At 72.0% G+C, this 13,286-nt stretch carries 11 protein-coding genes and 1 pseudogene; 9 read left to right on the plus strand and 3 right to left on the minus strand.

All coding sequences use genetic code 11. The annotated features are described in order from the left end of the window. The first annotated feature begins 5 nt into the window (after positions 1-5). Both I4I81_RS11585 and I4I81_RS11590 read left to right on the plus strand, forming a co-directional pair. Positions 6-953, plus strand: a pseudogene (locus I4I81_RS11585) (DUF8832 domain-containing protein). Positions 954-969: 16 nt separating this feature from the next. After that, entirely contained in the window at positions 970-3,228 is a 2,259-nt protein-coding gene (locus I4I81_RS11590) for a heavy metal translocating P-type ATPase (RefSeq protein ID WP_218601320.1), read from the plus strand. A gap of 235 nt (positions 3,229-3,463) precedes the next feature. On the opposite strand, the gene I4I81_RS11595 is transcribed toward I4I81_RS11590, so the two are convergent. Then, a complete protein-coding gene (locus I4I81_RS11595) occupies positions 3,464-5,833 on the minus strand; it encodes a transglycosylase domain-containing protein (protein ID WP_218601319.1) in 2,370 nt (789 codons plus the stop codon). Positions 5,834-6,335: 502 nt separating this feature from the next. Beyond that, positions 6,336-6,935, minus strand: a complete 600-nt coding sequence (locus tag I4I81_RS11600; protein ID WP_218601318.1) for a hypothetical protein — start codon at positions 6,933-6,935, stop codon at positions 6,336-6,338. Between the two features lie 133 nt (positions 6,936-7,068). Between I4I81_RS11600 and lnt the strand changes: the two genes are divergently transcribed. The 6 genes from lnt to I4I81_RS11630 all read left to right on the plus strand — a co-directional run bounded on the left by lnt (position 7,069) and on the right by I4I81_RS11630 (position 12,149). After that, a complete protein-coding gene (lnt, locus tag I4I81_RS11605) occupies positions 7,069-8,544 on the plus strand; it encodes an apolipoprotein N-acyltransferase (protein ID WP_225924548.1) in 1,476 nt (491 codons plus the stop codon). Beyond that, positions 8,541-9,155: a thioredoxin-like domain-containing protein gene (locus I4I81_RS11610; protein WP_218601316.1), complete on the plus strand. Its 615-nt coding sequence runs from the start codon at positions 8,541-8,543 to the stop codon at positions 9,153-9,155. The genes lnt and I4I81_RS11610 overlap by 4 nt, the downstream gene beginning before the upstream one ends. A gap of 15 nt (positions 9,156-9,170) precedes the next feature. Further along, entirely contained in the window at positions 9,171-10,004 is an 834-nt protein-coding gene (locus I4I81_RS11615) for a F510_1955 family glycosylhydrolase (RefSeq protein WP_218601315.1), read from the plus strand. A gap of 80 nt (positions 10,005-10,084) precedes the next feature. Further along, positions 10,085-10,723 carry a TlpA family protein disulfide reductase gene (locus I4I81_RS11620; RefSeq protein ID WP_218601314.1) on the plus strand — a complete coding sequence of 213 codons (639 nt, stop codon included), beginning with the start codon at positions 10,085-10,087 and terminating at the stop codon, positions 10,721-10,723. Further along, on the plus strand, positions 10,720-11,493 hold the full coding sequence (locus I4I81_RS11625; RefSeq protein ID WP_218601313.1) for a cytochrome c biogenesis CcdA family protein: 774 nt from the start codon (positions 10,720-10,722) through the stop codon (positions 11,491-11,493). The genes I4I81_RS11620 and I4I81_RS11625 overlap by 4 nt, the downstream gene beginning before the upstream one ends. After that, entirely contained in the window at positions 11,490-12,149 is a 660-nt protein-coding gene (locus I4I81_RS11630; RefSeq protein ID WP_218601312.1) for a TlpA family protein disulfide reductase, read from the plus strand. Before I4I81_RS11625 ends, I4I81_RS11630 begins: the two co-directional genes overlap by 4 nt. Before the next feature lie 12 nt (positions 12,150-12,161). Here the strand turns inward: I4I81_RS11630 and I4I81_RS11635 are convergent, their stop codons facing one another. Then, complete coding sequence (locus I4I81_RS11635) at positions 12,162-12,614, minus strand: L,D-transpeptidase (protein WP_218601311.1); 453 nt, start codon at positions 12,612-12,614, stop codon at positions 12,162-12,164. Positions 12,615-12,723: 109 nt separating this feature from the next. On the opposite strand from I4I81_RS11635, the gene I4I81_RS11640 reads away from it, so the two are divergent. Beyond that, a complete protein-coding gene (locus I4I81_RS11640; protein WP_218601310.1) occupies positions 12,724-13,254 on the plus strand; it encodes a hypothetical protein in 531 nt (176 codons plus the stop codon). Positions 13,255-13,286 lie beyond the last annotated feature (32 nt).

Consider the following 13,286-nt stretch of genomic DNA (forward strand, 5'->3'; position numbering starts at 1 on the left):
AGGACATGAACACTGCAGCGAAGCTCTCCGCCTACGGTGCGGCGCTCGCTCTGCTCATCACAGCAGGGTGGGCGACCGGAACCGCTGTCGGTCCCCTCACAGCCGCGACCGCCGCACCCGGTGGCCACGGTGCGATGCCCGTCAGCGAGGACGCCGGGCACGGGGACGTACACAGCGGCACCGTCGCGGAGACCGCCACCGACCAGCCCGCCGGGCTGGCGTCGAGCAGGGGCGGCTACACCCTCACGCCCACCGACCCGACGCCCACCGACGGGGCCTTCTCCTTCACCGTCACCGGACCCGACGGCGCCCCCGTCACGGCCTACGACGTCGAGCACGACAAGCGCATGCACCTCATCGTCGTTCGCCGCGACACCACCGGGTTCCAGCACGTGCATCCCGAGATGGCCCCCGACGGCACCTGGACCGTGCCGCTCACCCTCCCGGCCGGCGGCTCCTACCGGGCTTTCGCCGACTTCGCGCCCAGCGGCGGGGAGCCGACCACGCTCGGGGTCGACATCGCTGCGCCGGGCCCGTTCGAGCCGGTCGAGCATGCGCCGAGCCGGACCGCGCAGGTCGACGGCTACACCGTCGAGCTCACCGGGGACCTGGTCCCCGGGCAGGCGTCGCCGGTGGCGTTGACCGTGAGCCTGGACGGCGTGCCGGTGACCGATCTGTAGCCCTACCTCGCCGCGTACGGCCATCTCGTGGCGCTGCGCGAGGGGGACCTCGCCTACCTGCACGTCCACCCGGACGGCGCACCGGGCGACGGGGTCACCCCGGCCGGGCCGCAGATCGAGTTCGTGGCCGAGGTCCCGACCGCCGGAAGCTACCGGCTGTTCCTGGACTTCCGGCACGGCGACGTGGTCCGCACGGCGGAGTTCACCGTGCCGACCGGGGCCGCGACCGACCCAGCAGCCCCGGTGCACGCCACCGACGGCCACGGCCACTGAGCGCGGAGGAGGAGACATGAGCACCCCGACCACCATCACCACCGACGTCGAGATCGCGATCACCGGCATGACCTGCGCCTCGTGCGCCAACCGGATCGAGCGCAAGCTCAACAAGCTCGACGGCGTGACCGCCACGGTCAACTACGCCACCGAGAAGGCCAAGGTCACCTTCGCCGACGGCGTCGACCGCCAGGACCTGCTCACCGCGGTCGAGCAGGCCGGTTACGTCGCCCGGCTGCCCGAGGCGCCCGGCACCACCGAGAACGCCGGCGAGGACGACGCCGAGGACGCTCCGGTGCGCGCCCTGCGCACCCGGCTCGTCATCAGCGCCGTCCTCGCCGTCCCGGTCATTGCCATGGCGATGATCCCCGCGCTGCAGTTCACCTACTGGCAGTGGCTCTCGCTCACCCTGGCCGCCCCGGTCGTGGTGTGGGGCGCGCTGCCGTTCCACCGCGCCGCGTGGACGAACCTGCGGCACGGCGCAGCCACCATGGACACGCTGATTTCGCTGGGCACCCTCGCCGCGCTGGCCTGGTCGCTCTACGCGCTGTTCCTCGGCACAGCGGGCGTGCCCGGCATGACCCACCCGTTCGAACTTACGGTCGCGCCCTCGGACGGCGCGGCGAACATTTACCTCGAGGTCGCCGCCGGCGTCACGACGTTCATCCTGGCCGGGCGGTACTTCGAGGCCCGCTCCAAGCGCCGGGCCGGAGCCGCCCTGCGCGCCCTGCTGGAGATGGGCGCGAAGGACGTCACTGTCCTGCGTGACGGTGAGGAAGTTCGGATGCCGACCGCACAGCTCGCTGTCGGCGACCGGTTCGTCGTCCGACCCGGGGAGAAGCTCGCCACCGACGGCATCGTCACCGACGGCAGCTCCGCCGTCGACGCCTCGATGCTCACCGGCGAGTCCGTGCCGGTCGAGGTGCGACCCGGGGACACCGTGGTCGGCGCCACCGTGAACGCCGGTGGGCGGCTCGTCGTCCGGGCCACCCGCGTCGGATCCGACACCCAGCTCGCCCAAATGGCACGGCTCGTCGAGGACGCCCAGAACGGCAAGGCCGAGGTCCAGCGCCTGGCCGACCGGATCTCCGGTGTCTTCGTGCCGATCGTCATCGCCCTCGCCGCGACCACATTGGGGTTCTGGCTCGGCACCGGCGGGGGTGCGGCCGCGGCGTTCACCGCCGCCGTCGCCGTGCTGATCATCGCCTGCCCCTGCGCGCTGGGGCTTGCCACACCGACCGCGCTGCTCGTCGGCACCGGCCGCGGCGCCCAGCTCGGCATCCTGATCAAGGGCCCGGAGGTGCTGGAGTCCACCCGCCGCGTCGACACCGTCGTGCTGGACAAGACCGGCACCGTCACCACCGGCCGGATGAGCCTGGTCGGCGTGCACACTTCCGAGGACGAGACCGAGGTCCTGCGGCTGGCCGGGGCGCTGGAGAGCGCCTCGGAGCACCCCGTCGCCGCGGCGGTGGCGACCGGGGCGCGTGAGCGCGTCGGCGCGCTGCCCGATGTCGAGGACTTCATCAACATCGAGGGCCTGGGCGTGCAGGGGGTGGTCGACGGGCACGCCGTGCTCGTCGGACGCCCGGCGCTGCTCGACCAATGGAGCCAGCCGCTGACCCTGGAGCTGGCCGCGGCCATGGAGGCGGCTGAGCAGCGCGGGCACACCGCGATCGCCGTCGCGTGGGACGGGCAGGCGCGGGCCGTGCTCGCCGTCGCCGACACCGTCAAACCCACCTCCGCGCAGGCGATCAGCCAGCTCCGGGCACTCGGGCTCACCCCGGTGCTGCTCACCGGCGACAACGCGACGGTCGCCCGCACCGTCGCCGACGAGGTCGGGATCGACGACGTGATCGCCGAGGTACTGCCCGCCGACAAGCTCGACGTCGTCAAGCGGCTCCAGGACCAGGGCAAGGTCGTCGCCATGGTCGGCGACGGTGTCAACGACGCCGCCGCCCTCGCCCAGGCCGACCTCGGCCTGGCCATGGGCACCGGCACCGACGTCGCGATCGAGGCGAGTGACATCACGCTGGTCCGCGGCGACCTGCGCGCCGTCGGGGACGCCATCCGGCTCTCCCGTCGCACGCTCGCCACGATCAAGGGCAACCTGTTCTGGGCGTTCGCCTACAACGTGGCCGCGCTCCCGCTGGCCGCCATGGGGCTGCTCAACCCGATGATCGCCGGCGCCGCCATGGCGTTCAGCTCGGTGTTCGTGGTCGCCAACAGCCTCCGGCTGCGCGGCTTCACCTCCCGAGCCGGTGAGATCCGCGTCTGACCAGGCTCAACGGAAGATGTGCCCGGCTCCCCGGAGCCGGGCACATCTTCCTGCCCCGGTCCGGCGACGGGTGACCCGGCGACGTCCACTTGACGACGAACGCAGGCGCGTCGCTCATTCCGTAAGACTCGAACGTGGCATCGCCACGTGGCCGGACGGCGCCCTGCTGCACCGTCCAGCGCCGCGATCGTCAGCTTCTCACCTCTCGATACGGTGCCTTTCTGGTGCCGGACCGTCAGCCTCCATCCGCATCGTCGCCGCCGTCGTCGGCGGGCGGCGAGTCGTCCTCTCCCTCAGCCGGGGGTTCGTCCCCCGGCGGGGCGGGCGGTGGCGGGACCTCGCCGGTGCTCACCGTCAGCACGATCGTCTCGCCGGGAAGCGCCGTGCCGCGCGGGCTCTGCCCGATGACGGTGCCGGGCGAGGACGCGTTGTCCTGCTCGCGGATGGTCACGATCCAGCCCGCCGACTCCAGCGTGGCGCGGGCGTCGTTCTCCCCGTCACCCACCACGTCGGGAACGCGGGACTCCGCGCCGCCCTCCAGGTACCGGTCCTGCACCGCGGGCAGCGGCGTCACCGGCTGGCCCTCCAACAGCGGAGCCACCGTCCCGAACCACGTCTCGGCCGGGGTCTTGCCGCCGAAGATGTTGCCGCGCGTACAAGCGAACGGCGAACCGGCCCCATCACAGAGCGCGTCGGGGCGGTTGTCGTTGTCATAGGTGATCACAGCACCCGACAGCTCCGGAACCACGCCGAGGAACGCCGCGGACTTGTTGGCCTGGGTCGTGCCGGTCTTGCCCGCCATCGGGCGGTCCCAGCCGACCTGGCGCGCCGCGGCACCCGCGGTGCCGCCCGGCAGGTCGTCCTTGCTCATCGCCGTCATCATCGCGTTGGCCAGGCCCGGGTCGACGACCTGCTCGCACGGCGCCTCGGTGACCGGCACCGGGTTGCCGACGGAGTCGGTGATCGACGCGATCGGCGTCGGCGGGCACCACATCCCGCCGCTGGCCAGCGTCGCGCCGACGTTCGACAGTTCCAGCACGCTCGTCGGGCTCACCCCGAGGGTGAACGACGCCTGCCGCTGCGCCTTGGTGACCTCGGCGATCGAGCGGTCGGTCGGCTGGCCGGTGTTCGGGTCGACGAAGCGCTCCGTGGCCAGCGACCGCATGCCCAGGCGCACCGCCATGTCGACGACGTCGGGCACGCCGGTGAACTCCATCAGCTTGACGAACGCGGTGTTCGGCGACTGCGCGAGCGCGTCGGACAGGGAGAGCCGCTCGGAGTAGTTGCCGGAGTTCTGGACGGGCAGCGGGCGCCCGCCGCCGTCGACGTAGATCGGGGAGGCGTACCCGCTCGGCGGCACCGAGAGCTGGTAGTTGATGCCGAGCCCCTTCTCCAGCGCCGTGGCGGCGGTGAAGGTCTTGTAGACCGAGCCCGCGCCGAGCGGGACCGGGATGTAGGGCAGCCCGTAGCTGGTCTCCAGCGCGTCCCCGTCGAGGCCGTACACACGGCTGGAGCCCATCGCGAGCACCTCGTGCCGGTCGGTGCCGGGCCGGACGGTGGCCATCACGTTGGCGACGTCCGGCTGGTCCGGCGGCACCTCGGCGGTGAGCGAGGCCTGCATGGCGTCGAGCACGCCGCGGTCGAGGGTGGTCTGGATCGTGTAGCCGCCGCGGCGCAGCTGCTCGGTGGAGAAGCCGGCCTCGGCGAGGTACTCCTGCACGTACTGGCAGAAGAAACCGGCCGGGCCCGCGCCGATGCAGCCGTTGGCCTGGGTGTTGAGCGGCTGCGCGATCCCCAGCCCCTCTGCCAGCGCGGCGTCGGCCTGCGTCCGGTCGATCATCTGCTGCTCCAGCATCTGCTGGATCACCAGGTTGCGCCGGTCGGCCGCTGCCTGCGGGTTCTGCACCGGGTCCGTCGCCGTGGTGCTGCGGACCATGCCCGCGAGCAGCGCGGCCTGCGGCACCGTCAGGTCGGCGGGGGTGACGCCGAAGTACGTGCGCGCGGCGGAGGAGATGCCGGCGGCGCCGTTGCCGAACGGGACGATGTTGAGGTAGCGGGTGAGGATCTCGTCCTTGCTCAGCGACTGCTCGAGCTGCAGCGCGATCTGCGCTTCCTTGAGCTTGCGGGCCGGCGTCTGCTCGGTGGCCTTGAGCCGCTCGGTCTCGGTCTGCGCGTCGACGTAGAGCAGGTAGTTCTTGACGTACTGCTGCGTGAGCGTCGAGGCGCCCTGCTCGATGCTGCCGGACACCGAGTTGGTGACGACGGCGCGCACCGTGCCCTGCCAGTCGACGCCCTGGTGCTGGTAGAAGCGACGGTCCTCGACGGCGACGATCGCGGCCTTCATGGCCGGGGAGATCTCGTCGGAGGTGACCGAGCGCCGGTTCTGGTCCGGGACGAACAGCTGCGCGATCGTGTTGCCGGCGTTGTCGGTGACGATGGTCGTCTGGGGCAGCGGCTGGTCGAGGACGTCGGTGGACACGCTGCCGACGCTGTCGCTGGCGTCGTTCGCCACCAGCCCGAGCCCGATCGCAGCAGGGAACGCGATGCCGGCTGCGACGATTCCGCCGAGCAAACTGAGACCGAGCAGTACCCCGGTGAGTCGCACGAGGCGCCGTGGACCGTGCGACCAGATATCCCCCGAGTCCGGCCGTTCGGTCCGACCCCGTACGACCGGCGACGACGACACGCGCCGGACAAGGGTCCTGCGGACCTGCGTCAGGCGGTTCACTTCGAACCCGTTGCTGGATCACGGTCGGAGTCAGTGGCGGGAACCGTCGACTCGTGAGGGATGGGTTCGTCCTGCTCAGCTCCAGCCGATCGCGCACGTCGATCAGGATCCGTGAGATGCGCAGCCGCGATCAGGAGCACGAGTATCAAGATCACACCGAACACCGCGACAGCCACCCACCCCCCACTGCCGTCGGTACCTACCGGATGTGCCGCGAGTATTTGCGTATACATGTACAGCTCGCTCCATGCTCAATAAGGATCTAATAGATAATGAATGCAACGGGAGTAGTCGCCTGCACAGACGCACATCACCAGGCAAGGGAGACCTCAGCGACGTGACGGACCACCACTGATCACCAAGATGTCAGCGTCGAGAATCAGGCAACGAAGCGAGGCGGCGGACCCCGCAGAGCCACCATTCCTGGTCGGTATCGGCTGGTCAGTCGACTTGCGGCCGGAGCGCGGCGCGTCACCGCCGACGACACTCTGGTACGCGCGAATGATGACGTGATTCGCGCGACTCTGATGACGCCGACCACTGCAGCCACTATCTGGTCGCTGAACGAGACAACGCCGACGATCACTGTCGCGATGACGATCTGCGTGACCATCACTGCGAGGTCGGCGTGACCGATCTGCTGACCGACTCCGTGCTCGACCTGCGCGTGCGGCCCGAACTCGGCCGCAATGTGGAGCGCGGGTTGCGACGCAGCGCACGCACCGAGAGCGCGCATTAAACCGTAGGAGCTGCCCATCAGGTGCAGCCTCGTCGCGGCCACCAGTGCGGTGACGGCAACGAGCGTCAGCACATGCAGGGGCGCCTCGTCCGTCAGCAGGTCGGCAGCCAAGGCCAGCGAGCAGGACAAGCCCACAGCAACACGGCGCGAGCGAGAGCCGAGCGCCGGATCGATGACCGCTCGGCTCACCTTCACGACATTACGGCCCTTCTCCGGCTCCGGGCAGCGCAGCCCGGTCATGCACCTGGACAGGTACGGCGTCCCATCTGAGCTGTCTCTCGCTCGATGCCGGGCGTCAACTTCTACAGGGCCTAGTAGATACTGGGCGGGCAGGACCTGACATCCGGGGGGACTCATCCGCACGTTGCCGCAGTTGATCCGGCGCAGGACCGAGCTGGTTCCGTCGCGCCCGGCCCTTCCCGTCCCCCTTTCCCTCGCTCTGGCGGTTCTGGCCGGAGGTCTGTGGGCTCTGGGGGCGTCCCCCCGCGAATGGTGGCCCTTGCTCCCGCTCGGTGCGGCCGTCCTGACGTTCGCGTTGCACGATCGGACCGTGCGCGGGCGGTTGCTGGTGGGGGCCGTCGCCGGCGCCGTTCTGTACGGGACGACGCTCGGCTGGATCGGTGGCTTCGCGCTCGCCGGGTATCTGGCGATCGCGCTCGTCGAGACGCTGATGCTGGCCGTGGCCCTCGCGCTCGTCCCGACCACCCGACCCGTGGGGATCTGGGCACTGCCCGGCGCACTGGTGCTGCTGGAGGCGGCGCAGACCCGGTTCCCGTTCGACGGGTTCCCGCTGCCCGCCCTGGTGCACTCGCAGCTCGACGGACCGTTCGCGTGGGCGGCACCGCTCGGCGGGTCGCTGCTGGTGACGGCGTGCGCCGCGACGGCGGGTGTCGCGCTGGCCGCGCTCGTGCTGGCGCGGCGACCCGCACGGGTCGTCGCAGCGGCGTTGGTCGTGGCCGCGCTCCCGGTCGCGGTGGGAACCCTGGTCGACACCACGGACAGCGGGACACTGGACGTCGCGGTCGTCCAGGGCGGAGGCCCGCGTGGCCTGCGTGCGGTGTTCACCGACCCCCAGGACACCACCGACCGCCAGTTCGCGGTGGCCGAACTGATCTCCGGCTCCCCCGACCTGGTCGTGCTGCCGGAGACGGTGATCAGCGTGACCGGCACGGTGGCCGGCTCGGCCGGGGACCTCCGCACCGCCGAGCTTGCCCGCCGCCTGGGCGCCTCCGTCGTGGTCGGGGTGGTGGAGAACCAGGGCACCGGATTCCGCAACGCCGCCGTGCTGTGGGGTCCGGACGGGGAGATCCTGGGCCGCTACGAGAAGGAGCACCGCGTCCCGTTCGGGGAGTACATCCCCGGCCGCGAGCTACTGGAACGGGTCACCGACCTGACTGCACTGGTCCCGCGCGACGCGATCCCCGGCGAGGGCACCGCGCTGCTGGACTCGCCGGTCGGGCCGCTGGGCGTCGTCATCTCCTACGAGGTGCTCTTCGCCGACCGTGTGCGCGAGGCCGTCACCGCGGGCGGCGAGATCGTGCTCGTGCCGACGAACGCGGCGTCCTACGTCACCGAGGACGTCCCGGCGATCGAGGTGGCCGGCGCCCGGATGCGCGCACTGGAGTTCGGGCGCACCGTGTTGCAGTCCGCCCCCACCGGTTCCTCGGTGATCGTCCTGCCCGACGGGAGAGTGGTCGAGCAGAGCGTCCTCGGTGACCCGGCGCTGCTGCGGGCCGACGTACCGCTGCGCACCGGCCTGACGCCCTACGCGCGCACCGGGGACCTGCCGGTGCTCCTTCTGGCCGCGCTGGCGCTGCTGCTGCCGGTGCTGCGGGGCAGGCGGCGATGAGCGAGCAGGAGCCCGCCGGGCGGTGGTCGCGGTGGACCGGCCCGCTGGTCTTGCTCGTTGCCGCGGGGTCCTTCGGTTCGGTCGTGGTGGGAATGCTGCTGCCGTCGGCGGCGGAGCGGGAGCTCGCGGCCCTGCGCCCGACCGAGCAGCTCCAGGACCCGTCGACGGCCATCTCGGGCGTCATCGTCGAACCGGTGCCGGCGCATGAGCACGACGTGACCGGGGCGGAGCCGGTCCTCGAGCCCGGCCGGCCGCCGACGGGCGGTTCACACGGCCCGCGCGCCGCCCCCTGCGACGGCGTCACCTCGCCCGGCCTGGTCGACTCGGCGGAGGCCGTGCACGCGCTGGAGCACGGCGCGGTGTGGGTCACCTACGACCCGGCGCTGCTGCCCGCAGACACCGCGCGACTGCTCGGCTTCCGTGTCACCGACGGTGACGATCTCTTGATGTCGCCCTTCCCCGGGCTCGGCGCGCCGTTGTCGCTGCAGTCCTGGGGCCATCGCCTGGTCCTGGACACCCCCGCCGACCCCCGGTTCGAGCAGTTCCTCGTCGCGCTGGCCGGCAACCCGTTCCTCGTCCCCGAACCCGACGCCGGCTGCCCGCCGGCCTGACCGAACCGGAGAACCATGCCGCACCGCTGCCGGACCATCACCGCCCTGGCGCTCGCCGCCGTCGCCGTGACCGCCTGCTCCTCCCCCGGCGACACCGTCCCGGCCGCGGATGGGCCGGTCTTCGAGCACGTGCACGGCGTCGGGACCGACCCGGCCGACGGGACCGTCTACGTCGCCTCGCACGATGGGCTGTTCCGCAGCGGTCCCGACGGGCTGGTCCCGGCCGGTGCGGCCGGTCGCGACCTGATGGGCTTCACCGTTGCCGGGCCCGGCCGGTTCCTCTCCAGCGGCCACCCCGCCCCGGACGACTCGCTGCCCGAACCGATCGGGCTCGCGGAGAGCACCGACGGCGGCGCGACCTGGACGCCGCTGTCGCTGACCGGTGAAGTCGACTTCCACGCCCTCGAGGTCGCCGGTGATTCCGTGTACGGCTACGACGCCACCAACGGCCTCCTGCGCGCCAGCACCGACGGCGGGCGGACCTGGGAGGACCGGGCCGCCGTCGAGGCGCTGGACATCGCGGTCGAACCCGGCACCGCGCAGCGGGTGCTGGCGACGGTGCAGGGCGGTACCGCGCTGAGCACCGACGGCGGGCGCACCTTCGCACCGCCGACCGGACCGCAGCTCGCGTACGTGTCGTGGGCGCCCGACGGCACGGTGTACGGCCTCGACCTGGACAGCGCTGTACACACCAGTACCGACGCCGGCGTCACCTGGACCACCACGGGCACGGTCCCGGGCGGCCGTCCCCAGGCCGTTACGGCCACTTCGGACGAACTGCTGGCTGCAACCGCCGGCGGCGTACACCGCTCCACCGACGACGGCGCCACGTTCACACCCGTCGTCTGACGCTCCGACCCCGGCCACCCCGCTGCTGAACCAGCTTCTTCTACAACGCATAGTAGTAATGACCCCACTCGAAGGTGACCATGCAGCCCGTCCCATTCCGTCGCCTGCGCGGCCGAGTCACGACTGCGCTGGTGGTGGCGTTGCTCGTGGCGCTGAGCGGCTGCAGCTTCAGCCGGCCGGACGGCTCTGCACCCAGCCAGGCCGCCGAGTTCACCTTCGTCGCCCCCGGGGGACAGACCCGCATCCTCTACGACCCGCCGGATTCCCGTGGAACGGTGAGTGGGTTGTCCGGGGAGAGCCTCCTCGAACCCGGTTCGACGATCGGCCTGGACGACTTCCCGGGCCAGGTAGTCGTGCTCAACCTCTGGGGCGCCTGGTGCGGCCCCTGCCGCGAGGAGATGCCCGGGCTGCAGCAGATCCACGACCAGATGCAGCCACAGGGCGTCACCCTGCTCGGCATCGACGTGCGCGACAGCGCCGACGCCGCCCGCGACTTCACGGCCGACCGGGACATCACCTACCCCTCGATCTACGACAACCCCGGCCGCTCGCTGCTGGCGCTGAGTGGGTTCCCCCGCAGTACGGTGCCCTCGACGATCGTGTTGGACCGGAAGCACCGCGTCGCCGCGGTGTTCCTTACCGCGGTGCGGGTCTCCGAGCTGCTGCCCGTGGTGCAGCGCATCGCCACCGAGGAACCGGCATCGGGCGGCGGGACGTGAACGGGCTCACCGAACTCGCGGTCTCCGGTCCGCTCCTGGTCGCCGTCGCGGTGGCCCTGGCCGCGGGGGCCATTTCCTTCGCCTCTCCCTGCTGCCTGCCGCTCGTGCCCGGCTACGTCGGCTACCTGGCCGGGCTGGTCGGCGACGAGGGCGTCTCCGGCGACAAGGTCGCGACCCGGACCGCCCGGTGGCGGGTCGCCGGAGCCGCACTGCTGTTCGTCGGCGGGTTCACGGTCGTGTTCACCGCAGGCGTGCTGCTGGTGCTCGGCCTGTCGGACTGGCTGATCGGCAACGAGCTGCTGCTGCAACGGATCGGCGGGGTCGTCACGATCGCGATGGGCCTGGTGTTCCTCGGGTTCGTCCCGGCCCTGCAGCGCGACGTCCGGATCCATCACGTCCCGCGGTTCGGGCTGGCCGGCGCCCCGGTCCTCGGCGCGGTGTACGGGCTGGGCTGGACCCCGTGCCTGGGCCCGACCCTCACCGGGGTGATCGCCCTGGCCACCGGCACCCAGGTGGGTCCGTCGACCGCGCGCGGGGTCGTGCTGGTGCTGGCGTACTGCGCCGGGTTGGGCGTGCCGTTCGTCCTCATCGCGTTGGGCACCGGCTGGGCCGTGCGCACCGCAGGCTGGCTGCGCCGCCACATCCGGGGGGTGCAGATCGCCGGCGGGATCATGCTCGTCCTACTCGGCGCCCTGCTGGTGACGGGGGCGTGGGGCGAGTTCGTGGCGTGGTTGCGCGGGCCCATCGCCGGTTACACCCTTCCGTTGTGAGCCGGACGGTGAGTTCGGAGCTGCGGTGGACCGTGTTGGTCGTCGTGCTCACCGTCGCCGGGGTGGTCGCGTTGTGGCCGCGACCCGACGCCTACCCCGACACGTCCGCCGACCCGCGGCCCGTCACGGCCGAGCGGGTCGCGGAACGACCCGACGACGCCACCCTCGGCCCGGCGCGGGCCGCAGCGGCGTTGCCGCCCTGTCCCGACCCCTCGGGCGTGTCCGTCCCGCCGGGCCCACTGGCCGACGTCGTCGTGCCCTGCCTCGGCGAGATCGGTGCCATACCACTGGGTGCCGTGCTTGCCGGGCGGCCGGTCCTGCTCAATCTGTGGGCGTCCTGGTGCGTGCCATGCCGCGAGGAGATCCCCGTGCTCGACGCCTACGCCGCGCAGCCGGACGCGATCGACGTGCTCGGCGTCGTCGTGCGCGACCGCCCCGCCTATGCCCTGGCGATGGCTGACGAGCTCGACCCGGGCTATCCCTCGGTGCTCGATCCCGACAACGCCGTGCAGGCCGCCCTGGGCACGCCACCCGTCCTGCCCACCAACTGGGTGCTGCGCCCCGAAGGCTCGGCGGTGCGGGTCACCGATCCGCTGGTGTTCCGCGACCCCGACCAGGTCGCCGGCGCGGTGGAGGCCGCGCTCGCCGGGCCGTAGCCCAGTTCGGGCTCAGCGCACCTGCACCTCGTCGCCGACCTGCAGCGTGTCAAAGAACGCCGGGGCGTCGGCGGCCGGAAGGCGGATGCACCCGGCCGAGGGATGGTCGATGGGTCCCTCGTGGAAGGCGATCCCGCCGGGCGCGAAGAAGACCGAGTACGGCATGGGCGTGCCGAACTCGCCGCTGACGTGGTCGATGTGCTTCCACTCCACCCCGAAGGTGCCGGTCGGGGTCTCCCGGCCCGGCCCACCCGAGCTGATTGGCACCGGACCGCGCACCACCCGACCGCCGGTGAGCAGCCACGCCTGCTGCCGTCCGAGGTCGACGCAGGCCTCGGCCGTTGCCGTGCACGGCGTTCCCGGCACCACGGCTGCACCGGTCTCGTCGGCCGCTCCGACGGCGGTGAACGTCGCCAGACTGATCGCGGTCAACGCGATCGCCGCGACGGTCGAGTAGTGCCTCATCACGTCCTGCTTCCTTCGACGACACTGCGTACAACTGCCCAAGTACGTAGTTGGTGACGGGGCCGGGTACCGTCGGGAACGTCCGGCTGTGCGAGAGGAGTCCCGGCGCGTGCGACCAGCGTGGTGCGATCCGGCTGCAGCCGCCGGCGCGGCCGCGATCGCCGGCGCGGTCGCGGTCGGCGCCGACATCGCCGCCGGCGGTACGGCGACACACACCGTGGCGCTGGGCCTGCTCGCACTGATGCTCGGCGCGCTGCGGCTGCGCACGGCCGGACGTGCGCGTGCCGCGAACGCGGCGGCGACCGCCGCCCTGCTGAGCCAGCCCGTGTGGCACGCCACCACGTTGCTCGTGCCGCCCGGCTCGGCTACTGCGGACGCCACGCACGCACTGCTGGAGACGCCGGTGGCCCTGGGGCAGCTGCTCCTGGCCGCCGTGGTCGTCATGTCGGTGGCGAGCGTCGAGCCACTGCTCCACCGCTGCCTCCGGTGGCGGCCACGGACGGTCCTCAGGTCCGTCTCGCGACGGTCGGTCGACGTCACCCTTCCCGTACCACCGGAACTCACCTGCCGCCACAGGCAGCGCGCCGCCGGCCAGCGACTTCGGCTCCGGGCACCGCCCGTCCCGCTCATCACGACCTGAACGCGCTCCACCTGCGGGGCGCGCACCTCCGT

Origin of the sequence: Pseudonocardia abyssalis (genome assembly GCF_019263705.2) — a bacterium.
GTDB classification, from domain to species: domain Bacteria; phylum Actinomycetota; class Actinomycetes; order Mycobacteriales; family Pseudonocardiaceae; genus Pseudonocardia; species Pseudonocardia abyssalis.